The following is a 22,637-nucleotide window of genomic DNA, read 5'->3' as shown; positions in this document are numbered from 1 at the left end:
TGAGTCCGACCTTCCTTGCGGGCTCAATTCAAGCCTTCCACCACAGGTCCTCGACCGGGAAGCGGCCGGCCGCTTCCTCGATCACCTCGGCGAGGGAGAACAGCGTCTCTTCCTCGAACGGTCGGCCGATGAGCTGGAGGCCCAGCGGCAGGCCGTCGGCCGAGAGGCCGGCAGGGACGGAGATGCCCGGCAGGCCGGCCATGTTCACCGTCACCGTGAAGACGTCGTTGAGATACATCTCCACCGGATCGGCTTTCAGCTTCTCGCCGATGCCGAAGGCGGGCGACGGGGTCGCCGGGGTGAGCACGGCATCGACGCCGAGGGCGAACGCCTGGTCGAAATCCCGCTTGATGAGGCTGCGCACCTTCTGCGCGCGCAGGTAATAGGCGTCGTAATAACCCGCGGAGAGCACGTAGGTGCCGATCATGATGCGCCGGCGCACTTCCGGGCCGAAGCCGGCGGCGCGGGTGTTCTCATACATCTCCACCACGTCCTTGCCCGGCACACGGGCGCCGTAGCGCACGCCGTCATAGCGGGCGAGGTTGGACGAGGCTTCCGCCGGGGCGACGATGTAATAGGCCGGCAGGGCGTACTGGGTGTGGGGCAGCGAGATGTCGACGATCTCCGCGCCGGCCTCTTCCAGCCACTTGGCGCCCTCGCGCCAGAGGGTGTCGATCTCGTCGGCCATGCCGTCCATGCGGTATTCGCGCGGAATGCCGATCTTCTTGCCCTTGATGGAGGCGCCGACCGCCTCCTCATAGTCCGGCACCGGACGATTGACGCAGGTGGAGTCCTTCGGATCGTAGCCGGCCATGGAGCGCAGCAGGACCGCGGCGTCGTTCACCGTGCGGGCGAAGGGGCCGGCCTGGTCGAGGGAAGAGGCGAAGGCGACGATGCCCCAGCGCGAGCAGCGGCCATAAGTGGGCTTGATGCCGACCGTACCGGTGAAGGCCGCCGGCTGGCGGATGGAGCCGCCGGTATCGGTGCCCGTGGCGCCGGCGCACAGGAAGGCCGCCACCGCCGCCGCCGAGCCGCCGGAAGAGCCGCCGGGCACGATGGGGGTGTCATCGCCATCGCGGTGCCAGGGCGAGACCACAGGTCCGAACGCGGAGGTTTCGTTGGACGAGCCCATGGCGAACTCGTCATTGTTCAGCTTGCCAAGCATCACCGCGCCGTCCCGCCACAGATGGGAGGTGACGGTGGATTCGTACTGCGGCACGAAGTTCTCGAGGATCTTCGAGCAGGCCGTGGTGCGCACGCCCTCGGTCGCGAACATGTCCTTGATGCCGAGGGGGATGCCCTCCAGCGGCCCGGTATCGCCGGAGGCGATGCGCTTGTCGCTCTCCCGCGCCATCTCCAGCGCGATGTCGGGGGTCTCAAGCACGTAGGCGTTGAGCGGGCGCGCCTCCTCCATGGCCTTCAGATAGGCCTCGGTGAGCTCGACCGACGTGAACTCGCCCTGGGCAAGCCCCTCGCGCGCCTGGGTGAGGGTGAGCTTGGTGAGCTTGTTCATTCCACCACCTTCGGCACGGTAAAGAAGCCGCCCTCGGCATCGGGGGCGTTGGCGAGCACCTTCTCGGGGCAGTTTCCGTCGGTAACGGCGTCTTCCCGCATGGGCAGCTCCACGGGGACAACGCTGGTCAGCGGCTCGACCCCGGAGACATCGAGATCCGCCAGTTGCTCGACGAAATCGAGGATGGCGTTGAGCTCGTTCTGAAGATGGCCGAGTTCCTCCTCCCGCACAGCGATGCGTGCGAGATGGGCCACCCGGCGGACTGTCGCCTGATCGACGGACATGAGTAGGCTCCCAAAAGCTGCCTGCCGCTATAGCAAGGGGTATGCCGCGGTGGAAGGGTTTGGGCGCCGATGGGTGGGGTGGGAGCCCACGCCGCAGAGTGCGGGTTCGCGGCATCAATTGATGCTATTATCCGTGCCCAGGCCCAAGGCGCCGAAGGAATGCGTCCGATGCGAACCACCCTCGCCATAGACGACGAGCTTCTCGCAAGAGCACAGGCATTGACCGGCATGACAGAAAAGTCGGCTCTCGTGCGCGAGGCCCTGAAAGCGCTGATCGCCCGGGAGAGCGCATTGCGTCTCGCACGTCTCGGCGGGAGCGAACCCCAGCTTGAACCGATCCGTAGACGCCGGCCGGACGAATGATTCTGGTCGATACGTCCATCTGGATCGATCATTTTCGCCAATGCGATCCGAGGCTGAAGCAGGTGCTGGCGGACGGCTCCGTGATGTCGCATCCCTTCGTGATCGGCGAACTCGCACTGGGGAACCTGCGTCAGCGGGAGGTCATCCTGGATGCCATCGCCGCCTTGCCGCAGGCGATCATTGCCGAACCGGCCGAAGTGCTCGGCCTCATAACGACCGAGTCGCTCCATGGCCGAGGGATTGGATATGTCGACGCGCACTTGATTGCGTCGGTTCGATTGACGCCGGTAGCGGTTTTGTGGACGCGCGACAGGCGGTTGGGGGCTGTTGCGGAAAAACTCGGAATTGCGCTTGAGGCGTGATCCCCCTTGCCCCAGCCCGCAATTGCTCTAACCCTCGCTCATGGCAGACACGCCCCTCCCCGCCCCCGTTGGTCCACTCGTGGACATTGCCGCCCTCCTGCCGCCGCGCGGGGCGCTGATCGGGCTTGATCTCGGCACCAAGACCATCGGCGTCGCGGGCTCGGACCCTGACCGCCGCATCGCGACGGTGATCGAGACGGTGAAGCGCACCAAATTTACCGCCGAGGCCCAGCGCCTCGTGGCGCTGGCGGACGAGCGGCGGGCGGTGGCCTTCGTGCTGGGGCTGCCCCTGAACATGGACGGCTCCGAAGGCCCGCGCGCGCAGGCGAGCCGCGCTTTCGCCCGCAATTTCGCCCGGCTGGCGGGACGGCCCATCGCTTTGTGGGACGAACGCCTCTCCACCGCCGCGGTCGAGCGGGCGCTGATCTCGGCCGACATGAGCCGCGCGCGCCGGGCCGAGGTGGTGGACCAGCATGCGGCGGCCTTCATCCTCGAAGGCGCCCTCGGCTTCCTCGACCGCCTCGTGGAGAACCAAGAGGAAACCGACGGGGAGGACTGATTCGGTCCGCTCTCGTTCCCGGCGAGTTCTCGCCCCAGCGTCGCTCCGTCCCGTTTCGGGACAATGGCGCTTTTCTTATCCCGGCTCCGGGCCTAAAGCGGGCGCGCGGAAAATTCACACCGCCGCAGAGGAATAATTGCCTGCCGCCGCACGGCCGGCACGGTAAGCGTCTGCCCCATGAGCCTCATCATCACGGCCCTCGTGCCGGTCTTCCTTATTATCGCCCTCGGCGCCGTCCTGCGGCGCATCCTCCTGAAGGATGCGGCCCATTGGGCGGCGCTGGAGAAGCTGACCTATTTCGTGCTGTTCCCGGCCCTGCTGGTGGTGTCCGCGGTGAAGGCGGACCTGAGCACGGTGAATGTCGTGGCGGTCGCCGGCGCGCTCATCGGCACGGTCATCATTCTCTCGGGCCTCATCCTGCTCATGCACAAGCCGCTGATCGCGGCGCTGGCCGCGGACGGGCCCGGCTTCACCTCCCTGTTCCAGGGGGCGGTGCGCTGGAACACCTATATCGTGCTGGCCGTGGCGGGCGGCCTCTACGGCGCAGCGGGAATCACTATCGCCGCGCTTGCGCTGGTGGCGATGATCCCGGTGGTGAACATCATCGCGGTACTGGTGCTGGCCTCCTTCTCCGGCCGCCACCCGCCGACATTCGCCTATGTGGCCGAGCAGCTGGCGCGTAATCCCTACATCTGGGCGTGCTCGGCGGGTGCCCTGCTCAATGTGACCGGATTTCCCGTGCCGAAGGTGCTGGTGGAGTTCGGCGATATCCTCGGCAAGGCCTCGCTGGCGCTGGGACTGCTGGTGGTCGGCGGCGGATTGATCCTCGACCGGCTGAAGCGGCCGCGCGCCATCGTGTTCGCCAGCCTCGCGCTGAAGCTTCTGCTGAAGCCGGCCATCGCCCTCGCTCTCGCGCTGGCCTTCGGGCTGCGTGGCACGGAGCTGGTGGTGGTGGCGATCACCGCCGCGGTTCCTTCGGCCCCCAACGGCTACGTGTTGGCGCGTCAGATGGGCGGGGACGCACCGCTCCTCGCCGAAATCCTGACCATCCAGATCATCGGCGCCGCCATCACGCTGCCGCTGGTGGTGACCATCGCCAAGATGCTGGCCTGACGATGCTGGCCTGATCCAAACGAAAGGGCGGCCGAAGCCGCCCTCACGTCATCCCGCGACTCAGCAGGGCGAGAAATAGCCCTGCCCGCCCGGGCCGGTGGCGACCCAGCAGCTGCGCGGGCGCGGCGGGGGAACCGGCTCCAGATAGACGCGCGGCGCGGGCTGGTAATAAACGACCGGCGGCTGCTCGTAATAGACGACCGGCGGCGGAGGGGCGGCCGCAGCGCCGGCAATGGCCGCCGCACCCAGCACGCCGATGGCGACACCCGCACCCAGGGCGGCGCCGTTGCCGCAATTCCAGCAGCCGCCGCGATAATAGCGGCCGCGATACCAGTAGCCGACATCGGTGACGCTCGCGGCCTTCGCCGGCGCCATGGCCAGCGCGCCGGTGCCGATGGCGGCCGCGTTGCCCGTGCCGGCACCGCCGGTGAGCACCACGGCGACGCCGAGCGCCATGAGGTTCGTCCGCATCAGAATGGACATAACGAGTAACTCCCAACCTCCGGGGCGACGGTCTGGCGGCTCGCCTCAGCCCGTCCGGTCCGGCTGCGCAAAGGCTCGGTGAGAGTTCGTTCCAAAGTGTGGCGACCCTGGGGAATCACCGGGACCAGCCTTCACGGTTGGTGAACGAGCCGTAAATCACGGTGCCCCCGCCTTGCCCCGCCCTGCTCCATTCACAGGCATCCCTTGCCGGGGCCGCGCTTGGGGGCTATGCCTCCCGCCTGCCATGCAAGATGCTTCCGCCTTCACGCTCTCCGGCCGAGACCTCATCGGCATCGAAGGGCTTTCCGCCGGCGAGATCACGGGTCTGCTCGACCTCGCCGAGGAGTTCGTCGAACTCAACCGGCAGATCGAGAAGAAGCGCACGACACTGCGCGGACGCACCCAGATCAACCTGTTCTTCGAGGCCTCCACCCGCACGCAGTCCTCCTTTGAGATTGCGGGCAAGCGGCTCGGTGCCGACGTGATGAACATGTCGGTCGCCTCCTCCTCGGTGAAGAAGGGCGAGACGCTGATCGACACCGCGATCACGCTGAACGCCATGCACCCGGACATCCTCGTCGTCCGGCATCACGCCTCCGGCGCGGTGGCGCTGCTGGCGCGCAAGGTGGACTGCTGCGTGGTGAATGCGGGCGACGGCGCCCACGAGCACCCCACCCAGGCGCTGCTCGATGCCCTCACCATCCGCCGCAACAAGGGCCGCATCCAGGGACTCACGGTCGCCATCTGCGGGGATGTGCTCCATTCGCGCGTGGCGCGCTCCAACATCGCCCTGCTCAACACCATGGGTGCCAAGGTGCGCGTGGTGGCGCCGTCCACCCTCCTGCCCTCGGGCGTCGAGACCCTCGGCGTCGAGGTGTTCCGCACCATGGAGGCGGGGCTGGAAGGGGCGGACATCGTGATGATGCTGCGCCTGCAACGCGAGCGGATGGCCGGCTCCTTCATCCCCTCGGTGAAGGAGTATTTCCACTATTTCGGCCTCGACGAGGCCAAGCTGCGCTACGCCGCGCCCGACGCGCTGGTGATGCATCCCGGCCCCATGAACCGCGGCGTGGAGATCGACTCCGCCATCGCGGACGGGGCGCAGTCCCTCATTCGAGAGCAGGTGGAGATGGGCGTCGCCGTGCGAATGGCGGTGCTCGATTCCCTCGCGCGGAAGCTTCCCAATGCGTAATGGCCGCACGACTGCCCACGTTTCCCGCGCCCACGATCCCAGGCCGCTGCTGCTCGCCAATGCGCGGGTCATCGACCCCTCGCGCGGCGCGGACTTCCACGGCGACGTCTTCCTCGCCGACGGCGTGGTGAAGGACGCCGGCTTTGGCATCGCCGCCGCCGGCATTCCGGACGGCGCCGAGGTGGTGGAGTGCGCCGGGGCGGTGGTCGCGCCCGGCCTCGTGGACATGCGCGCCTTCGTGGGCGAGCCCGGCGCTGAGCATCGCGAGACGCTGGCCTCGGCCAGCCACGCGGCGGCGGCCGGCGGCGTCACCACCATCATCTGCCAGCCGGACACCGACCCGGCGGTGGACGACCCGGCCATCGTGGACTTCATCCTGCGCCGGGCGCGGGATACGGCGGTGGTGCGGGTGCATCCCATGGCCGCCATCACCAAGGGCCTCGAAGGCCACGAGATGACCGAGATCGGCCTGCTGCAGGCCGCCGGTGCCGTCGCCTTCACCGATGGCCACAAGTCCATCATGAACGCCCAGGTGCTGCGCCGCGCGCTCACCTATGCCCGCGACTTCGATGCTCTCCTCGTGCACCACACCGAGGATGCGTCCATGTCGCAGGGGGCGATGAACGAGGGCGCCTTCGCCTCCCGCCTCGGCCTCTCCGGCAATCCGAAGGCGGCCGAGACCATCATCCTCGAACGCGACGTGCGGCTCGTGGGCGCGGCGCGCTCGCGCTACCACGCGGCGGCGCTCACCTGTGCCGAATCGCTGGAGGTGCTGGAGCGGGCCAAGGCGGCCGGGCTGCCGGTGACCGCCTCGGTCAGCATCAACCACCTGTCGTTCAACGAACTCGATATCGGCGCCTACCGCACCTATTTCCGCCTCGCCCCGCCCCTGCGCGGGGAGGAGGACCGGCAGGCGCTGATCCGTGCGCTGGCCTCTGGTCTCCTGGACGTGGTGGTGTCCGACCATCTGCCGCAGGACGTGGAGGGCAAGCGCCTGCCCTTCTCCGAAGCCGAGCCCGGCGCCATCGGGCTGGAGACCCTGCTCTCCGCCGCCCTGCGCCTTGTCCATTCCGATCAGGTGGACCTCGTGAACCTGCTCGCCGCCCTGTCCACCCGGCCGGCGCAGATCCTGGGTCTGGATGCCGGCACGCTCCGGCCCGGCGCGGCGGCGGACGTGATCGTGTTCGATCCCGGCATGCCCTACGTGCTCGATCCCCGCTCGCTGAAGTCGCGCTGCCGGAACACGCCGTTCGATGAGGCCCGCCTCGACGGACGGGTGCTGCGTGCCATCGTTGCCGGGCAGACCGTCTACGAATACGTTTGACCCACCGTGACCTGTGCCGTCCCGCCGCGGCGGCGCGGCGAGACCGTTCGAGGTGCGCATGCCTGATACCCCGCCCGCGCTCGTGCTGCTGATCGCCCTTGCGTTCGGCTACCTGCTCGGCTCGGTCCCGTTCGGGCTCATCCTCACCCGCTTCGCCGGCACCAAGGACCTGCGCTCCATCGGCTCCGGCAATATCGGCGCCACCAACGTGCTGCGCACCGGGCGCAAGGATCTCGCCGCCGCCACCCTTCTTCTGGATGCGCTGAAGGGCACCGCCGCCGTCCTCGTCGCCCGCCATTTCGCCGGCGAGAGCGCCGCCATGGCGGCGGCTGTCGGGGCCTTTCTCGGCCACATCGCGCCGGTGTGGCTGCGCTTCAAGGGCGGCAAGGGCGTCGCGACCTTCCTGGGCGTCACCATCGGCCTGTTCTGGCCGGCCGCCATCGCCTTCGCGGTGGTGTGGCTGGGGGCGGCCTATTTCACGCGATATTCGTCGCTGTCCGCGCTTATGGCGTCGGTGGCCACCGTGGTTGCGGCCATGGCCCTCGGAAACAACAATCTGGCCGTGCTGCTCGCCCTGCTCGCCATCCTCCTGTGGCTGAAGCACCACGAGAACATCCGCCGGCTGCTGGAAGGCACCGAGGGCAAGATCGGCGCGAAGGGCTGAGGCGACATGGCGCGCGGCAGGGCAAGCGGTCGCGCCAGCGGGCCGGCGAAGGGCGAGTTGCTGGGGCCGGAGCAACGCCGCGACTGGCTGCGGCTGATCCGCACCGAGAATGTCGGCCCGCGCACCTTCCGCGCCCTCATCAATCAGTTCGGCGGTGCCGGCGCGGCGCTGGATGCCCTGCCCTCCCTCGCCCGGCGCGGCGGACGGCTGATGCCGCCCCACACCCCGACCCTCGCCGAAGTCGACGCAGAGCTGGAGGCGCACGCCCGCATGGGCGCCCGGCTGGTCGCTTTGGGCGAGCGGGACTATCCCCCCGCCCTTGCCGCCCTCGATGACGCGCCGCCCCTCATCTCCGTGCGCGGTGAGGCAGAGGTGCTGCGCCGGCCCATGGTCGGCATCGTCGGCGCCCGCAACGCCTCAGCCGCCGGACGCACCTTCGCGGCGCGCCTCGCCCGTGACCTTGCGGCCGGCGGCTGGGTGGTGGTGTCCGGCCTTGCCCGCGGCATCGATGCGGCGGCTCACGAGGCCAGCCTCGACGGCGGCACTGTCGGCGTATTCGCCGGCGGGCTGGCCAAGCCCTACCCGCCCGAAAACCTCGGCCTGATGGAAAAAGTGTCCGCGACCGGCGCGCTCGTCTCCGAGATGCCCATCGGCTGGGAGCCGCGCGCCCGCGACTTTCCCCGCCGCAACCGGCTCGTGTCCGGCATGAGCCTCGGTGTCGTGGTGGTGGAGGCGGCGGAGCGGTCGGGCTCGCTCATCACTGCGCGGCTTGCCGCCGAGCAGGGACGCGAAGTGTTCGCCGTGCCCGGCTCGCCGCTCGACCCCCGCGCGGGCGGCACCAACCGCCTGCTGAAGCGCGGCGCCACCCTCGTTACCGAGGCCGCCGACGTCATCGAGGTGCTCACCCCCATCGCCGGGCGGCGCGACGATCCGGTGGTGGAGGCGGAGGCGCCGTTCGTGCCGGCGGGGCCGGTGACGCCGGGCGACGATGCGCGCGCCCGGGTCATCTCGCTGCTCGGCCCGGTGCCGACGCCCATCGACGATCTGGTGCGCCTGTCCGGTTGCACCGTCGCGGAAGTCCAGATCGTGCTGCTGGAACTGGAACTCGCCGGCCGGCTGGACCGACCGGGGACAGGCAGAGTGGCGCTCAAATAGGCCGGGCGGCGCTAGCGCGGCTCGGCATCCGCGCTTCCCGGCCCCGCAGAGGAGACGCTGTCGGCCAGCGCGCGGGCCTCCTGACGCGCCATGTCGAGCACATAAGCGAGGGTACTGAACCCATGGCTGCGGGCGAGACGTGACAATTCGGCGGTGATGGCGGCGACATAGGCGGCCGTCGCAGCGGCATCGCCGGCAATATCGACGGAAGACCGTTCGGTCATGTCGGTTCCAAAGCCCCCGTTTGGTATCAGAGCATGGTCTTAAAGATTGAGTTGAATTATGAAACATACTCTGGGTTGTACTTTGCTCAAACCTGTCAGCGCGCCCTGATCCGGCGCACCATTTGACAGGCGCCCCTCGGCTCCCCATGTTGCGGCGCTCTCGGCGTCGCGGTCCGCTCTTGCTGGGGTGAGCGATCGCGATCGGACGCCGGGCATCGGAGCCGGAGCTTCACGCTTCGCCCCCGGGATGCCGAACGGCATCGCGGGATGCTCCCTCCCCTTTCCAAGGCCGCGCAATGGGGCGGCGGCCCTTGATTGAGACACGGTTCGTCATGCAGGTCGTCATCGTCGAATCGCCGGCCAAGGCGAAGACGATCAACAAATATCTCGGTCCCGGCTATGAGGTGATCGCCTCCTACGGCCACGTTCGCGACCTGCCGTCGAAGGACGGGTCGGTGGATCCGGATGCCGATTTCCGCATGCTGTGGGACGTGGACCCCAAGGCGCAGAAGCGGCTCAACGAGATCGCCGCCGCTGTGAAGGGGGCCGATGGCCTGATCCTCGCCACCGACCCGGATCGCGAAGGCGAGGCCATCTCCTGGCACGTGCTGGAGGTGCTCCGGCAGAAGAAGGCGCTCAAGAGCCAGAAGGTCGAGCGCGTCGTCTTCAATGCCATCACCAAGCAGGCGGTGCTGGAGGCGATGAAGTCGCCCCGCGCCATCGACAGCGCGCTGGTGGACGCCTATCTCGCCCGCCGCGCCCTCGACTATCTCGTTGGCTTCACCCTCTCCCCCGTGCTGTGGCGCAAGCTGCCCGGCGCCCGCTCGGCTGGCCGCGTCCAGTCGGTGGCTCTGCGCCTCGTCTGCGACCGCGAGCGAGAGATCGAGACCTTCGTCCGGAAGGAATACTGGTCGATCCTCGCCAAGCTGGCGACGCCGCGGAACGAGGAGTTCGAGGCGCGGCTTTCCGGCGCCGACGGCAAGAAGATCACCCGCCTCTCGGTGGGCACGGCGGAGGAGGCCAAGGCCTTCCGCGAAGCGTTGGACAGCGCGGCCTTCCGGGTGCGCTCCGTCGAAGCCAAGCCCATGAAGCGGCATCCCCAGCCGCCCTTCACCACCTCGACCCTGCAGCAGGAAGCGAGCCGCAAGCTCGGCCTCGCCCCCGCCCGCACCATGCAGATCGCTCAGCGCCTGTATGAGGGCGTGGACGTGGGCGGCGAGACGGTGGGTCTCATCACCTACATGCGAACCGACGGCGTGGACATGGCCCCCGAGGCCGTGGCCGCCACCCGCGATGCCATCGGCAAGCAGTTCGGCCAGAAGTACCTGCCGGGCGTGCCGCGCAAGTACACCACCAAGGCCAAGAACGCGCAGGAGGCCCACGAGGCCATCCGCCCGACCGACCCCTCGCGCCATCCGCGCGATGTGGCCCGCTATCTCGATGGCGAGCAGGCCAAGCTCTATGAGCTGATCTGGATCCGCACGGTCGCGAGCCAGATGGAATCGGCCGAGCTGGAGCGCACCACGGCGGACATCGAGGCGAAAGCCGGTGCCCGCACGCTGGACCTCACCGCCACCGGCACGGTGGTGAAGTTCGACGGCTTCCTCACCCTCTACCGCGAGGGCAAGGACGACGAGGACGACGACGAGGAGGGCCGTCGCCTTCCGGCCATGAGTGCCAACGAGGCGCTGGCCAAGCGCGACATCTCCACCACCCAGCACTTCACCGAGCCGCCGCCGCGCTATTCGGAAGCCTCGCTGGTGAAGCGGATGGAAGAGCTGGGCATCGGCCGGCCGTCCACCTATGCCGCCGTGCTCGCGGTGCTGCGCGACCGCGAATATGTGAAGCTCGACAAGAAAAAGCTGGTGCCGGAGGACAAGGGCCGGCTCGTCACCGCCTTCCTCGAAAGCTTCTTCAAACGCTACGTGGAATACGACTTCACCGCCGACCTGGAAGAGAAGCTCGACGAGGTCTCGGCCGCGGAACTCGACTGGAAGGAGGTGCTGCGCGCCTTCTGGCAGGACTTCCACGCCGCCATCGAGGCCACCAAGGATCTGCGCGTGTCGCAGGTGCTCGACGCCCTCGACGAGATGCTGACCGCCCACATCTTCCCGCCGCGGGAAGATGGCACCGATCCGCGCCTGTGCCCCACCTGCGGCACCGGCCGGCTCTCGCTGAAGATGGGCAAGTTCGGCGCCTTCATCGGCTGCTCCAACTATCCCGAGTGCCGCCACACCCGTCCGCTCACCGGCGACAATCCGCAGGAAGGCGACGGCACCCGCGTGCTCGGCCTCGATCCGGACTCGGGCGAAGAAGTCACCATCCGCTCCGGCCGCTTCGGCACCTATCTCCAGCTCGGCGAGGGCAAGGAGGGGGAGAAGCCCAAGCGCTCGTCCCTGCCCAAGGGCCTCGCCCCGGCGGACGTGGACCTTGAAACCGCGCTGAAGCTGCTCTCCCTGCCGCGGGAGATCGGCCTCCATCCGGAGGATCGCGAGCCGATCCTTGCCGGCATCGGCCGCTATGGACCCTATGTCCAGCACGGGCGCACCTACGCCAATATCGAGGACGGCGACGACATTCTCGCCATCGGCCTCAACCGGGCGGTAGCGCTGATCGCGGAGAAGCAGTCCAAGGGGCGTGGCGGACGCGGCGGCACGCCGGCCGGGCGGGTCGTCGGCGATCATCCTACGCTGGGCGGTCCCATCACCGTGCGTCCGGGCCGCTTTGGGCCCTACGTGAACCACGGCAAGGTCAATGCGACCCTGCCCAAGTCCACCGATCCCGAGGCGCTGACGCTGGAACAGGCGGTGCAGTTCATCGACGCCAAGGCGGCCTCGTCTCCGGCCAAGCCCGCGCGCGGCGGCCGCAAGGCGGCGGCTGACGACGGCGAGAAGGCCGCGCCGAAAAAGGCGGCGGCGAAGAAGCCTGCCGCCAAGAAGCCGGCGGCAAAGGCTGCCGCTCCCAAGAAGCCTGCTGCAAAGAAGCCGGCGGCGAGCAAGCCCGACGCGGCGGAATAGCCCCGCGTCCATCCGGCCGGGGCAGCGTCAGACGATGCTGCCCTCGCCTTCGCTGGCATGGACCGAGCTGCGCAGCGGCCGCTCCGGCAGGAAGACCAGCGCCACGGCCGCCAGCGCCGCCAGCACCGAGACGGTGGTGAACACCCGGCTGAACGCGCCCGAGAGGCGCGCCGGATCCGCGCTGCGCGCCAGGCTCTCGATATCCCCTGCCCCAACTCCGGCGAGCGCCGCGAGCAGCACGGCGCCCAGCACCGCCACCGCCAGCGCGCCGCCGAGCTGGCGGAAGAAGGTCATCACGCCCGTGGTGGTGCCCATGAGATGCGGCTGCACGGCATTCTGGATGGACACCGTGCACACCGGCAGCGCCGTGCCCATGCCCACGCCGATGACGGCGAACAGGGCGAGGACGAGCACGAGCGGCATCGCCGGCGCCAGGGCGATGGCGAGCAGCCCGCCGGCGGAGAGCGCCAGCCCGCCGATGGCCGGCCGCTTGTAATGGACAAGCCGCGCCATGGCGCGGCCGGAGAGCATGGCGCCTATCACCACCCCGCCCATCACCGGAATGAGGCCGAGGCCCGACTGGGTGGCGGAGAGCCCGCGCGCCGTCTCGAAATAGAGCGGCACGAAGATGGACAAGCCGACCATGCCCCCGAATGCGAGGAAGGAGGCGATCATGCCTCGCCCCACCACCTTGTCGGCGAGAAGCCCGAGGGGCAGGAACGGCTCCTCCGCCCGCCGCATCCGCCAGATGAACAGGCCGACAAAGACGGCGGTGCCGGCGAACAATGCGAGGATGAGCGGTGAGCCCCAGAGCACGCGCACGCCGCCCCAGCCGAGGGCAAGCAGCAGCATCAGGCTCGCCACCGCCATCAGCGCCGCGCCGAGATAATCCATGGCGTGGCGGCGCTCGTGGCGCGGCAGGTCGCGCAGCCGCCGCTCGGTGATGAGCAGTGCCGCAAGGCCGATGGGCAAATTGACCCAGAAGATGAGGGTCCAGTTGAGATATTGGGCGAAAAGGCCGCCCAGCACCGGGCCGGCGATGCTGGAGGCGGCGAACACCCCGGCGATCTGGGCCTGATAGCGCCCCCGCTCCCGTGGCGAGACCAGATCGGCGATGATGGTTTGCGACAGGGAGATGAGTCCCCCGCCGCCCAATCCCTGAACCGCTCTCGCGATGATGAGCGCAAGCAGATTGGGTGCCAGCGCGCAGGCCACGGACGCGGCCGAGAACACCGCCACGGCGGTGAGCAGCATCACCCGCCGCCCATGGATGTCGCTCAGCTTGCCATAGAGCGGCGTCGCCACCGTGGCCGCGAGCAGATAGGCGGTGACCACCCAGGAGAGGTTGGCGAAGTCGCCGAACGCATCGCCGATGGTGGGCAGGGCCGTCGCCACGATGGTCTGGTCCAGCGCGCCGAGCAGCATCGCCAGCATCAGCCCGAAGATGATGCGGCGGATCTCGGCGTGGCTGGGTGGGATCTTCGCCCCGGACGAAGCGTGGGGCGACTGCGGATCGATCTGGTGCATCAGGGGAATCGAGCGACGGCGGAGGGACGCCCATGGGTCGCCCGTTGCCGGCCGATTGCAAGGCCGACGGGACGGAAGAGGCATCCCCATCCGCTCCGGCCCAGCTTCACGAGTACGTGAAGGTGCACCCCCGCGCCCCCTTAGGCGACCGCGGCGATGGGGCTCCCCTCCGGTGCGTCGGCGGCATTCTCGCCACGGCCCGGCGGCACCTCCTCGGTCACGGTCTCCGGCACCGGATCGGCTTCCACCTGCCGGTGGACGAGGCTGTGGATGAAGCCGACCTTCTCGATCACGCCCGGGCCGAGGATGAACGGATAGGCATCCGACATGCCGAGGCAGCGATTGAGATTGTTGAGCGCGAATGAGATGGGCAGCCAGGAATCCACCATCTGCTGAATGGCGCAGGCGCGGTAGGGGTTGAAATCCACCTCCGCCCCGAGTTCGCCCGTGCGGTCGAGGCGCGGCTGCACCCGGATGCCGAAGGCGCCGGCCATCTCCAGCGTATCCACGATGTGGATGTAGTGCTTGAAGGTCTCGGCGAAGTCCTCCCACGGATGCGCCGTGGCATAGGCGGAGACGTGGTTCATCTGCCAGTCGGGCTTGGGGCCATTGGCGTAATAGGCCTGCAGGGCCTCGCCATAATCCTCCGTCTCGTCGCCGAAGAGGGCGCGGAAGGCCTGCAGGCGGCCTGCGTCTCGCACCAGCCTGTTCCAGTAATAATGCCCCGTCTCATGCCGGAAATGGCCGAGCAGGGTGCGGTAGAGCTCGCCGAGTTCGCCCTTGCGGTGCTCGCGCTCGGCATCATCCGCCTCGGCGAGGGCGATGGTGATGAGGCCCTCATCGTGGCCGGTCATGACTTTGGGAGCCGAGCCGTCCGGCGCGTCGGCGAGAAATTCGAAGCAGAGGCCGCCCTCGCGATCCTCGTTGCTTTCCAAGGGCAGGTTGAGGCGTAGCAGGGAATAGACGAGCCGGTGCTTCGCCACCTCCACCTTGCGCCACTTGCGCAGGTTTTCGGGAACCGTGAGATCGGGAACCGTGCGGTTGTGGCGGCAGGCGAGGCAGAATTCGCCCTCCTCCTCCGCCGGCATCAGCCAGTTGCAGGCATCGAGCGCAGCATTGGCGCAGAAGCGGTAGCGCTGCTCGCCACCGCGACCGATGGCACGCCACACGCTGCTTTCGGCATCCCCCTCGCGCTCCAGCGGTACCAGAGCGTTGGCTTGCGGGATGTAGCCGAGATCGTGGCCGCACTTCTCGCAGCGGCGGTTTTCGAAATACAGGAGCTGATCGCAGGCGGCACAGCGAAACAGGCGCATGATGGGTCTCCCCCCAAGCCAGCGGCCGTCCTTGTACGACGCCCGCCCGGGTGGCTCATGAACCCGGGGAACGCCGCGCGGTTCCCCGTTCACCGCTGGCTTAAGCGAGAAAGTGGCCCTTTCGCCTGCCCAAGTCCATTTCGCGCCTGCGAAACGCGCTTCGGGCGGGGATGACGGGTCGTCCGCCGCACGGCATGATCCCTTCCATGAGCAGCCGCAAAGACCCCACCGCCCTCTTCACCATCGGCTACGAGCAATCCACCCCCTCGGCCTTCCAGGCCGCGCTGGATGAGGCGAGGGTGGGCCTGCTGGTGGATGTGCGCGCCGTCGCGGCGTCACGCCGGCCGGGCTTCTCCAAGACCGCGCTGGCGGCGGGCATCGCCGAGAACGGCGTCGCCTATGTCCATCTGCGGGCGCTGGGCACCCCCAAGGAGGGCCGGCTCGCAGCGCGCAGCGGCGACCATGACGCCCTGATGCGCATCTATGATGCCCACCTCGCCACCGACCCCGCCAAGGCGGCGCTGGAGGAATTGGCCGGGCTGGCGCAGGGCCGGCGCATCTGCCTCATGTGCTTCGAGCGCCATGTGGAGGGGTGCCACCGGCTGCGGCTGGCGCAATTCCTGTGCGAGCGGCTGGACCTCGACGTCACGCACCTTCAGCCGGCGCCGTTCTGAGCTGCCGCTCCCCCTTGGCGGCGGCCTCGCGCGCCTCGGCGAGGAGGCGCGGCGTGTCCACATCGAGGAAGGCGCCCTCCTCCGCCTCGACAGGCACTTCCGCCACCAGTTCGGCATTGGCGGCGAGAATGGCGCGGGCGCCCACATCCCCCTCCAGCGCCGCCAGCTCGGCGAAGAAGCGGCGCGACCACAGCACCGGATGCCCCCGCTGCCCGCCCTCCACCGGCGCCGCGATGAGCCGTCCGGAGGCAGGCGCATAAGCGGACATCAGGCGATCCAACAGGCCGGGCGCGAGCAGCGGCATGTCGCCCAGCACCACCAGCGCCCCCGCCGCCGTCTCCGGAACCGCGGCGATGCCGGCGCGCAGCGACGAGGCCATGCCCGTCGCATGATCGGGATTGTGGACGAAGACCACGTCGAGCCCCGCCAGCGCCGCCTCCACGCGCGCGTGTTCATGCCCGGTAACGACGATGACCGGCCGCGCGCGGGACGCCAGCACCGCTTCCGCCACCCGGCGGATCACCGGCCGTCCGCCCACTTCCGCGAGCAGCTTGTTGATGCCCTCCCCCATGCGCGAGGAGCGGCCGGCGGCGAGGATGACGGCGGCGAACCCGTCCTCCACCTCGTCGCTCTCGGCGCGGGGATGGGGGCGGGCGGCGATGTCCTGAAGCAGCCCACCGGCACCGAGGCGGGCAATTTCGCGGGCGCTCACCTCCAGCCCCGCGAGGAGGCGGTGGAGGATGAAATCGAAGCCGTTCTCCTTCGGGCTGCGCGCACAGCCCGGCGCACCCAGCACCGGGACGGATCCCAGCCGCCCGAGCATCAGGAGATTGCCCGGGTCCACCGGCATGCCCAGCCGCTGGACCTCCCCGCCCGCAGCAACGAGCCCGGCCGGGATCACGTCATTGCGGTCGGCGATGGCGGAGGCGCCGAAGACGATGACCAGTTCCGCACCGGCCGCAACCGCGTCCGTAAGCGCAGCGGCGAGCTTCGCGGTGTCATGGGGCAGGGTGCGATGGGCGATCACCTCCGCCCCAGCCAGCGCGAGGCGGGCGCGGGTGACGGCCAGCGTCTTCGCCACCACCTTGTCGGCAAGGCCCGGCAGCAGGGTGGAGAGCACTGCCACGCGCTTCAGCCGGAACGGCGCGATGGACAGGATGCCCGGCCCGACCGCAGCGGCCGCGTCCACCATCCCGCCCGGCACGGCATAGGGGATGATCTTCACCGTCCCCACCATGTCGCCGGCCGCCACTGCGCTGAAATCGCGCAAGGTGGCGAGGGTGATGGCCTCGTCCACCGCGTTGAAGGCGTCCAATGCGGCATCCGATACGCGCAGCACGCCGGCGGCGGCGGCATAGAGATTGGCGCGGCCGGTAAAGGCCGTGTCGGGCCGCACATGGGCGCCAGCCACCGCATCGGCGAGACGGCGCGCGGCGGCATCCTCGGCCACATCCCCCGGCTCCATGCGCGCGGCGACAACCTCGGCGAGGCCGGCGGCGGCGAGGCGGGCGATGTCGGCCTCAGTGAGGCGCGTGCCCTTCTTGATGGTGCCGCCGGGGAGCCGCACGGAATGGGCGGCGATGGCGCCTTCGGCCTCGGCGAGCGGCAGGGGGCCAAATCTCACGCCGCGGCTCCCGCCGTGGCGGCAGAGCCGGTGCGCAGGGCGCGGATCACCTCGGCCAGCACTGCAACGGCGATCTCCGCCGGGCTTGAGGCGCCGATGTCCATGCCGATGGGCGCGTGGATTCGGGCGATGGCCTGCTGGGACAGCCCCGCCGCCGCGAGCCGCTCCACCCTCTTGGCGTGGGTGCGGCGCGAGCCGAGCGCCCCGACATAGAAGCACTCGGCCCGAAGGGCGGCGGCGATGGCCGGCTCGTCGATCTTCGGATCGTGGGTCAGCGCCACCAAAGCGGTGAAGGGATCGAGGCCGTAGGCCGGCAGCGCCTCCTCCGGCCATTCGGCGATCACCGGTACATCAGGAAAGCGCTCGGGCGTGGCGAAGGCGGTGCGTGGATCGAGGATGGTCAGGTCGAATCCCGCGAGCCGCGCCATGGGCGCCAGCGCCTGCGAGATGTGGACGGCACCGATCACCAGCATCCGGGGCGGCGGCACATCCACCGCGAGGAAGACGCTGCCCTCCCCGGCCTTCCCGCTGCGACGGGCGGCGAGCGCGGCCGCGATTTCCGGTCCGAGCGGGTCGGAGGCGAGGGTCGCAGCGGTGGCGAGCCGTTGGGCGCCGGTGGCAAGCTCGGTCACGACAACCGCCGCGCGGCGGGCGGCGCGCTCCGCATTCAGGGCCGCGAGCAGGTCGAGACGCATGGTGGTCCTCCCTCAGGGAGCATCCGGATCATCTTCCCCATTGAATATAACGCTTAGCGGCCTGCGTCACCGCCCGGCGTGCTCAGTCCACCGGCTCCACATAGACGGCGATCTTACCGCCGCAGGAGAGGCCCACCTTCCAGGCGGTCTCGTCGGCGACGCCGAACTCCAGCGTGCGCGGCGCGCCGGCCGCGATCACCTCCGCCGCCTCGCTCACCACCGCGCCTTCCACGCAGCCGCCGGAGACCGAGCCGAGGAAATTGCCGTCCGCATCGATGACGAGACGGCTGCCCACCGGGCGCGGCGCCGAACCCCACGTTTCGAGCACGGTGGCGATGGCCACCCCCCGCCCCTCGCGCCGCCAGCGCTCGGCGGCGGCAAGAACGTCGCTGTCGGTCACGTCCATGGGCGGCTCCCGTGTCGATGTGGCAAGGCGGATCTGGCAAGCAGATTTGGCATCATGGCAGGCTTCCCATATAGCTGTCCGCCAGCCGATGCCGAACCCTCTCAACAAACTTGTGTCCTTGGCCGCCCGCGATCAAGGGACGCTGCGCACCGCCGCCGACCTCATCGGCGCTGGCCTTGCCACGCCGCAAAACCGCGCGGCGCTGGAGGCCGTGGCCGCGCAGTATGCTTTGGCGGTGACGCCCACGCTGGCCGCCGCCATCAACACGACGGACGCCGCCGACCCCATCGCCCGCCAGTTCGTGCCCGATGCCGCCGAGCTGAAGGTGCGCCCCGAGGAACTGGCCGACCCCATCGGGGATGACGCCCACAGCCCCGTGCCGGGCGTGGTGCATCGCTATCCCGACCGGGCGCTTCTCAAGATCGTCGGTGTCTGCGCCGTCTATTGCCGCTTCTGCTTCCGCCGGGAGATGGTGGGGCCGGGCGCGGCCTCCCTCCTGTCGGATGATGCGCTGGAGCGGGCGTTCGCCTATTTCGCCGAACATCCGGAAATCTGGGAAGTCATCCTCACCGGCGGCGATCCCTTCATGCTCTCGGCCCGGCGCATGGGCGAGGTGGTGGGGCGGCTCGCGGCCATCCCCCATTTGAAGATCGTGCGCCATCACACCCGCGTGCCTATCGCGGCGCCGGAACGGGTGACGCCGGCCTTCGTCGCCGCGCTCAAGGCGCCGGGAATCACGCCCTATGTGGCGGTGCATGTGAACCATGCGCGGGAATTGACGCCCGCCGCCCGCGCCGCGCTGGCGCGGCTGGCGGATGCCGGCATTCCCCTCTTGTCGCAGACGGTGCTGCTGCGGGGGGTGAATGACGACGCCGGCACGCTGGCCGAGCTGTTCCGCGCCCTCGTGGAATGCCGGGTGAAGCCCTATTACCTGCACCATCCCGACCTCGCCCCCGGCACCGGCCATTTCCGCCTGCCCATCGCCGAGGGGCAGGCAATCGTGCGGGCGCTGCGCGGGCGCCTCTCGGGCATTGCCCAGCCAACCTATGTGCTCGATATCCCCGGCGGGGCCGGGAAAGTGCCGCTCACGCCGGGCCATCTGGCCGTGGCCGAGGGCGGCTATCAGGTGAGCGACAATTGCGGCGGCCTGCACGCCTATGCCGATGAGGGAACGAATGGCTGAGCTTCGCCGCATCACCCAGCCGGGGCCGGTCGCCGCCGAGCGCATAGAGAGCGCGGTGGGCGCGCTGAAGGTGCTGGACTTCACCCTTCAGCCCGGCCTCACCATCAACGCCGCCATCTGCGGCCCGCTGCTGGACGCCGGCATGGGCGCTGCGCAGGTGGAGATTTCCGGCGGCGCGTTCGGCCCCTTCACCTATGTGATGCCCGCCGCCTCGCCCGACGACACCCACGCCGCATGGTACAGCCGCGCCTTCTCTCCGGAAGGCGTGACGAAGCTGGAGCGCGGCAACGTCACTTTCGGCCGGAAGGAGGGTTCGCCCTTCATCCACTGCCATGCCTTCTGGATCGAGCCGGACGGCACCCGCCACGGCGGCCATGTGATGCCCCATGAGGCGGTCGTGGCCGAGCCCATCCGCGCCCGCGCCTATGGCGCCGCCGAGGTGGAGACCACCGCCGATTTCGACCCCGAGACGAACTTTCCCCTCTTCACGCCCCATGCAGTGAACGCCCCGGCCGACGGCCCGCGCATCGCCTTCGCGCGGGTGCGGCCCAACACCGAGCTGTTCGGCGCCGTGGAGGAGATCTGCCGCCGCCACGGCTTCAAGGGCGGGCGGCTGCGCGGCGGGGTGGGCAGCATCATCGGCGCGCGCTTTTCCGATGCGCCGGAGGTGGAGGACTACGCCACCGAGGTGTTCGTGACGTCGGGCGTGGTGATGCCGGATGCCGAGGGCACACTCGTCTCCGACATCTGCCTCTCCCTTGTCGGCCTCTCCGGCGTGCTCGCCGAAGGGCGACTGGTGCGCGGGGAAAACCCGGTGCTCATCACCTTCGAGCTGGCGGTGGAAGAGACCGCCGGCTGAGCGGGCCGGACAAGGCGGACACCAGTCTTTCGAGGCTTTTCAGGTCGTGGACGGGGCGCATCTCGTCCACCTGCGGCAGCATGGCGGCGACGCCCTGCGCTTTCGGCTCGAACCCCTCGTAGCGCAACAGCGGATTGAGCCAGACAAGGCGGCGGCAGGAGCGCTTGAGGCGCGCCATCTCGCCCGCCAGCGTCTCATCCACCTCCCGCTCCAGCCCATCGGTGAAAAGCAGGACGACCGGGTTCTGCGCCGTCACCCGCCGCGACCACTCCACATTGAAGGCGCGCAGCGAGGCGGCGATGCGGGTGCCCCCCGCCCAGTCGCGCGCCGAGGCGGAGACGGCGGCCAGCGCCGCATCGGGATCGCGCCGCGCCAGCTGCCGGGTGACATTGGTGAGGCGCGTTCCGAACAGGAAGACAGACACCTTTCGCCGCCCCCCGAGCGCGTGGAGGAAGGACAGGATGGGCCGGGAATAGTCGGCCATGGAGCCGGAGATATCCACCAGCGCCACCACCGGCGGCGACTTCTCCTTGGGGCCGCGCCGCTTCAGCAGCACGAGATCGCCGCCGGTCGCCACCGCCGCCCGCAGCGAGGCGCGCAGATCGAGCCGGCGGCCCTTCGGGTCAGAAACGAGCCGGCGGGTGCGGGCGCGGTCGTCCGGCATCCGCAAATGGGCGATGCGGCGGCGGGCCTCGGCAAGCTCGGCAGCCGACATCTGGGCGAAATCCTTGGTGCGCAGCACGTCCTCGACGGAGGCGGAGAGGCGTGCTTCCACCTCCACACGCGGCTTTTCCACCTGCCGCTCGGTGCCCACGCCGGCGAACAGCGCCTCCTCCACCCGCCGGAGCACGCTCTCTCGCTTTTGCTCGCGCTGCGGCACGGCCACCGGCGAGAGCATGGCGATGAGCCGCTCCTGATGCGCCCGGCGGCGCCAGAACAGGCGGAAGGCCTGATCGAACACCACGCTGTCCTCGTGACGCGAGACGAAGAGGGCGTGGAGGGTCCAGTAGAAATCCTCACGCGCGCCGACGCCCGCCATCTCCACCGCCGCCACCGCATCGAGGATGCGGCCCGGCCCCACCTTGAGGCCGGCGGCCCGCAGGGCGCGGCCGAACCAGGCGATGTTCTCGGCAAGACGCCCGTCTTCGGCGGCGGTCGCGGTGGTCACTCCGCCGCGCGCGAGGCCTGCCGCGCCTCCTCGATGAGGCGCTCGATGCGGGGCGCGTCGGTGCGGGCGATGTCGTCCTGATACTTGAGCAGCACGCCCAGCGTGTCGCCGACGAGGCCGGGATCGAGCGAAACCGCGTTCAGCTCCACCAGCGCGGAGGCCCAGTCCAGCATCTCGGCGACGCCGGGCACCTTGAACAGGTCTTCCTTGCGCAGCGCCTGAACGAAGGCCACCACCTCGGCCGAGAGCCGCGCGGGCGCATCGGGCAGGCGCGCGCGCAATATCTCCATCTCGCGGGCGGCGTCGGGATAATCCACCCAGTGATAGAGGCAGCGGCGCTTCAGGGCGTCGTGGATCTCGCGCGTGCGGTTGGAGGTGAGGATCACGATGGGCGGCGCAGCAGCCTTCACCGTGCCCAGCTCCGGGATCGTCACCTGATGGTCGGAGAGCACTTCCAGCAGGAAGGCCTCGAACGCCTCGTCGGTGCGGTCCAGCTCGTCCACCAGCAGAACAGGCGGGCCTTCCGCGTGAGGCTCCAGCGCTTCCAGCAATGGGCGACGCAGCAGGTAGCGGTCGGAGAAGATGTCGGCGGCGATGGCCCCCTTGTCGCTCTCGCCGGCGGCTTCCGCGAGGCGGATGGCGATCATCTGGGCGGCGTGGTTCCACTCGTAAACGGCCGCCGAAAGGTCCAGCCCCTCATAGCATTGCAGGCGGATGAGCCTTCGCCCGAGGGCCGCCGCCAGCGTCTTCGCCACCTCGGTCTTGCCGACGCCGGCCTCGCCCTCCAGGAGCAGCGGGCGGCCCATGCGCAGCGCGAGGAAGACGACGGTGGAGAGCGCGCGATCGGCCACATAGCCCTGCCCGGCCAGCAGCCGGCCGGTGTCATCGATGGTGCCGGGCAAGGCGCCCCGTATCGCGTCGGCGGTCATGGGCGG

The 22,637-nt window shown here is 69.5% G+C and carries 23 protein-coding genes; 12 read left to right on the top strand and 11 right to left on the bottom strand.

The genetic code is table 11. The features are described from left to right. Positions 1–28 precede the first annotated feature (28 nt). A complete protein-coding gene (gene gatA / locus FHT36_RS00840; RefSeq protein WP_169120258.1) occupies positions 29–1,513 on the bottom strand; it encodes an Asp-tRNA(Asn)/Glu-tRNA(Gln) amidotransferase subunit GatA in 1,485 nt (494 codons plus the stop codon). Beyond that, positions 1,510–1,797 (bottom strand): Asp-tRNA(Asn)/Glu-tRNA(Gln) amidotransferase subunit GatC, encoded by a 288-nt coding sequence (gene gatC / locus FHT36_RS00835; protein WP_024278942.1) that lies wholly within the window; start codon positions 1,795–1,797, stop codon positions 1,510–1,512. The genes gatA and gatC overlap by 4 nt, the downstream gene beginning before the upstream one ends. A gap of 168 nt (positions 1,798–1,965) precedes the next feature. Here gatC and FHT36_RS00830 point away from each other — a divergent pair, with 168 nt between their 5' ends. The 4 genes from FHT36_RS00830 (at position 1,966) to FHT36_RS00815 (ending at position 4,194) form a co-directional block, all read left to right on the top strand. Next, the gene (locus FHT36_RS00830) at positions 1,966–2,160 is read left to right on the top strand and encodes a type II toxin-antitoxin system VapB family antitoxin (protein ID WP_169120256.1); all 195 of its coding nucleotides are present in this window, start codon (positions 1,966–1,968) and stop codon (positions 2,158–2,160) included. Then, complete coding sequence (locus FHT36_RS00825) at positions 2,157–2,522, top strand: type II toxin-antitoxin system VapC family toxin (RefSeq protein ID WP_169120254.1); 366 nt, start codon at positions 2,157–2,159, stop codon at positions 2,520–2,522. Before FHT36_RS00830 ends, FHT36_RS00825 begins: the two co-directional genes overlap by 4 nt. Before the next feature lie 40 nt (positions 2,523–2,562). Beyond that, positions 2,563–3,081 (top strand): Holliday junction resolvase RuvX, encoded by a 519-nt coding sequence (ruvX, locus tag FHT36_RS00820; RefSeq protein ID WP_169120241.1) that lies wholly within the window; start codon positions 2,563–2,565, stop codon positions 3,079–3,081. 177 nt (positions 3,082–3,258) lie between these two features. Further along, on the top strand, positions 3,259–4,194 hold the full coding sequence (locus FHT36_RS00815) for an AEC family transporter (protein ID WP_169120239.1): 936 nt from the start codon (positions 3,259–3,261) through the stop codon (positions 4,192–4,194). A 60-nt stretch (positions 4,195–4,254) separates the two neighbouring features. Here the strand turns inward: FHT36_RS00815 and FHT36_RS00810 are convergent, their stop codons facing one another. After that, positions 4,255–4,677, bottom strand: coding sequence for a hypothetical protein (locus FHT36_RS00810; RefSeq protein ID WP_169120237.1), 423 nt, complete (start codon positions 4,675–4,677; stop codon positions 4,255–4,257). A 244-nt stretch (positions 4,678–4,921) separates the two neighbouring features. Between FHT36_RS00810 and FHT36_RS00805 the strand changes: the two genes are divergently transcribed. Genes FHT36_RS00805 through dprA form a run of 4 tightly spaced genes read left to right on the top strand, consistent with a single transcriptional unit; the run spans position 4,922 to position 9,012 of the window. Continuing rightward, positions 4,922–5,869 carry an aspartate carbamoyltransferase catalytic subunit gene (locus FHT36_RS00805; RefSeq protein ID WP_169120235.1) on the top strand — a complete coding sequence of 316 codons (948 nt, stop codon included), beginning with the start codon at positions 4,922–4,924 and terminating at the stop codon, positions 5,867–5,869. After that, positions 5,862–7,193, top strand: coding sequence for a dihydroorotase (locus tag FHT36_RS00800; RefSeq protein ID WP_169120233.1), 1,332 nt, complete (start codon positions 5,862–5,864; stop codon positions 7,191–7,193). Before FHT36_RS00805 ends, FHT36_RS00800 begins: the two co-directional genes overlap by 8 nt. Positions 7,194–7,251: 58 nt before the next feature. Continuing rightward, on the top strand, positions 7,252–7,857 hold the full coding sequence (plsY, locus tag FHT36_RS00795) for a glycerol-3-phosphate 1-O-acyltransferase PlsY (RefSeq protein ID WP_169120231.1): 606 nt from the start codon (positions 7,252–7,254) through the stop codon (positions 7,855–7,857). A gap of 6 nt (positions 7,858–7,863) precedes the next feature. Continuing rightward, positions 7,864–9,012, top strand: a complete 1,149-nt coding sequence (gene dprA, locus FHT36_RS00790) for a DNA-processing protein DprA (protein WP_169120229.1) — start codon at positions 7,864–7,866, stop codon at positions 9,010–9,012. 11 nt (positions 9,013–9,023) lie between these two features. Here the strand turns inward: dprA and FHT36_RS00785 are convergent, their stop codons facing one another. Then, positions 9,024–9,236: a hypothetical protein gene (locus FHT36_RS00785; protein WP_169120220.1), complete on the bottom strand. Its 213-nt coding sequence runs from the start codon at positions 9,234–9,236 to the stop codon at positions 9,024–9,026. Positions 9,237–9,568: 332 nt separating this feature from the next. Between FHT36_RS00785 and topA the strand changes: the two genes are divergently transcribed. Then, positions 9,569–12,253, top strand: a complete 2,685-nt coding sequence (topA, locus tag FHT36_RS00780) for a type I DNA topoisomerase (protein ID WP_169121442.1) — start codon at positions 9,569–9,571, stop codon at positions 12,251–12,253. Between the two features lie 27 nt (positions 12,254–12,280). Here the strand turns inward: topA and FHT36_RS00775 are convergent, their stop codons facing one another. Both FHT36_RS00775 and FHT36_RS00770 read right to left on the bottom strand, forming a co-directional pair. Further along, entirely contained in the window at positions 12,281–13,780 is a 1,500-nt protein-coding gene (locus FHT36_RS00775; protein WP_169120218.1) for an MDR family MFS transporter, read from the bottom strand. A gap of 140 nt (positions 13,781–13,920) precedes the next feature. Further along, positions 13,921–15,093, bottom strand: coding sequence for a putative zinc-binding metallopeptidase (locus FHT36_RS00770; protein WP_169120216.1), 1,173 nt, complete (start codon positions 15,091–15,093; stop codon positions 13,921–13,923). A 206-nt stretch (positions 15,094–15,299) separates the two neighbouring features. Between FHT36_RS00770 and FHT36_RS00765 the strand changes: the two genes are divergently transcribed. Beyond that, positions 15,300–15,767, top strand: coding sequence for a DUF488 family protein (locus FHT36_RS00765; RefSeq protein WP_169120214.1), 468 nt, complete (start codon positions 15,300–15,302; stop codon positions 15,765–15,767). Here FHT36_RS00765 and FHT36_RS00760 read toward each other — a convergent pair. The 3 genes from FHT36_RS00760 to FHT36_RS00750 form a co-directional block, all read right to left on the bottom strand. Beyond that, entirely contained in the window at positions 15,739–17,391 is a 1,653-nt protein-coding gene (locus tag FHT36_RS00760; RefSeq protein ID WP_169120212.1) for a molybdopterin-binding/glycosyltransferase family 2 protein, read from the bottom strand. The two genes, FHT36_RS00765 and FHT36_RS00760, sit on opposite strands and share 29 nt — an antisense overlap. After that, positions 17,388–18,086, bottom strand: coding sequence for an XdhC family protein (locus FHT36_RS00755; protein WP_169120210.1), 699 nt, complete (start codon positions 18,084–18,086; stop codon positions 17,388–17,390). The genes FHT36_RS00760 and FHT36_RS00755 overlap by 4 nt, the downstream gene beginning before the upstream one ends. 82 nt (positions 18,087–18,168) lie before the next feature. Continuing rightward, on the bottom strand, positions 18,169–18,492 hold the full coding sequence (locus tag FHT36_RS00750) for an XdhC family protein (protein WP_169120208.1): 324 nt from the start codon (positions 18,490–18,492) through the stop codon (positions 18,169–18,171). A gap of 88 nt (positions 18,493–18,580) precedes the next feature. On the opposite strand from FHT36_RS00750, the gene FHT36_RS00745 reads away from it, so the two are divergent. Both FHT36_RS00745 and FHT36_RS00740 read left to right on the top strand, forming a co-directional pair. Next, positions 18,581–19,675, top strand: a complete 1,095-nt coding sequence (locus FHT36_RS00745; protein WP_169120206.1) for a lysine-2,3-aminomutase-like protein — start codon at positions 18,581–18,583, stop codon at positions 19,673–19,675. Continuing rightward, positions 19,668–20,534: a DUF296 domain-containing protein gene (locus FHT36_RS00740; protein ID WP_169120204.1), complete on the top strand. Its 867-nt coding sequence runs from the start codon at positions 19,668–19,670 to the stop codon at positions 20,532–20,534. The genes FHT36_RS00745 and FHT36_RS00740 overlap by 8 nt, the downstream gene beginning before the upstream one ends. Here the strand turns inward: FHT36_RS00740 and FHT36_RS24780 are convergent. Then, positions 20,497–21,702, bottom strand: a complete 1,206-nt coding sequence (locus FHT36_RS24780; RefSeq protein WP_169120202.1) for a VWA domain-containing protein — start codon at positions 21,700–21,702, stop codon at positions 20,497–20,499. The genes FHT36_RS00740 and FHT36_RS24780 overlap by 38 nt on opposite strands. After that, a complete protein-coding gene (locus FHT36_RS00730; protein ID WP_169120200.1) occupies positions 21,699–22,631 on the bottom strand; it encodes a MoxR family ATPase in 933 nt (310 codons plus the stop codon). The genes FHT36_RS24780 and FHT36_RS00730 overlap by 4 nt, the downstream gene beginning before the upstream one ends. Positions 22,632–22,637: the final 6 nt, after the last annotated feature.

Source organism: Xanthobacter sp. SG618, assembly GCF_012932745.1.
Lineage (GTDB): Bacteria > Pseudomonadota > Alphaproteobacteria > Rhizobiales > Xanthobacteraceae > Xanthobacter > Xanthobacter flavus.
Note: the sequence above shows the minus strand (reverse complement) of the source record. Positions and strands in the feature narration are given on the sequence as shown.

Bases quoted from the DNA above. Each gene is read 5' to 3' on its own strand.
- gatA (WP_169120258.1), bottom strand. From the start codon at position 1,513: ATGAACAAGCTCACCAAGCTCACCCTCACCCAGGCGCGCGAGGGGCTT.
- gatC (WP_024278942.1), bottom strand. From the start codon at position 1,797: ATGTCCGTCGATCAGGCGACAGTCCGCCGGGTGGCCCATCTCGCACGC.
- FHT36_RS00830 (WP_169120256.1), top strand. From the start codon at position 1,966: ATGCGAACCACCCTCGCCATAGACGACGAGCTTCTCGCAAGAGCACAG.
- FHT36_RS00825 (WP_169120254.1), top strand. From the start codon at position 2,157: ATGATTCTGGTCGATACGTCCATCTGGATCGATCATTTTCGCCAATGC.
- ruvX (WP_169120241.1), top strand. From the start codon at position 2,563: ATGGCAGACACGCCCCTCCCCGCCCCCGTTGGTCCACTCGTGGACATT.
- FHT36_RS00815 (WP_169120239.1), top strand. From the start codon at position 3,259: ATGAGCCTCATCATCACGGCCCTCGTGCCGGTCTTCCTTATTATCGCC.
- FHT36_RS00810 (WP_169120237.1), bottom strand. From the start codon at position 4,677: ATGTCCATTCTGATGCGGACGAACCTCATGGCGCTCGGCGTCGCCGTG.
- FHT36_RS00805 (WP_169120235.1), top strand. From the start codon at position 4,922: ATGCAAGATGCTTCCGCCTTCACGCTCTCCGGCCGAGACCTCATCGGC.
- FHT36_RS00800 (WP_169120233.1), top strand. From the start codon at position 5,862: ATGCGTAATGGCCGCACGACTGCCCACGTTTCCCGCGCCCACGATCCC.
- plsY (WP_169120231.1), top strand. From the start codon at position 7,252: ATGCCTGATACCCCGCCCGCGCTCGTGCTGCTGATCGCCCTTGCGTTC.
- dprA (WP_169120229.1), top strand. From the start codon at position 7,864: ATGGCGCGCGGCAGGGCAAGCGGTCGCGCCAGCGGGCCGGCGAAGGGC.
- FHT36_RS00785 (WP_169120220.1), bottom strand. From the start codon at position 9,236: ATGACCGAACGGTCTTCCGTCGATATTGCCGGCGATGCCGCTGCGACG.
- topA (WP_169121442.1), top strand. From the start codon at position 9,569: ATGCAGGTCGTCATCGTCGAATCGCCGGCCAAGGCGAAGACGATCAAC.
- FHT36_RS00775 (WP_169120218.1), bottom strand. From the start codon at position 13,780: ATGCACCAGATCGATCCGCAGTCGCCCCACGCTTCGTCCGGGGCGAAG.
- FHT36_RS00770 (WP_169120216.1), bottom strand. From the start codon at position 15,093: ATGCGCCTGTTTCGCTGTGCCGCCTGCGATCAGCTCCTGTATTTCGAA.
- FHT36_RS00765 (WP_169120214.1), top strand. From the start codon at position 15,300: ATGAGCAGCCGCAAAGACCCCACCGCCCTCTTCACCATCGGCTACGAG.
- FHT36_RS00755 (WP_169120210.1), bottom strand. From the start codon at position 18,086: ATGCGTCTCGACCTGCTCGCGGCCCTGAATGCGGAGCGCGCCGCCCGC.
- FHT36_RS00750 (WP_169120208.1), bottom strand. From the start codon at position 18,492: ATGGACGTGACCGACAGCGACGTTCTTGCCGCCGCCGAGCGCTGGCGG.
- FHT36_RS00745 (WP_169120206.1), top strand. From the start codon at position 18,581: ATGCCGAACCCTCTCAACAAACTTGTGTCCTTGGCCGCCCGCGATCAA.
- FHT36_RS00740 (WP_169120204.1), top strand. From the start codon at position 19,668: ATGGCTGAGCTTCGCCGCATCACCCAGCCGGGGCCGGTCGCCGCCGAG.
- FHT36_RS00730 (WP_169120200.1), bottom strand. From the start codon at position 22,631: ATGACCGCCGACGCGATACGGGGCGCCTTGCCCGGCACCATCGATGAC.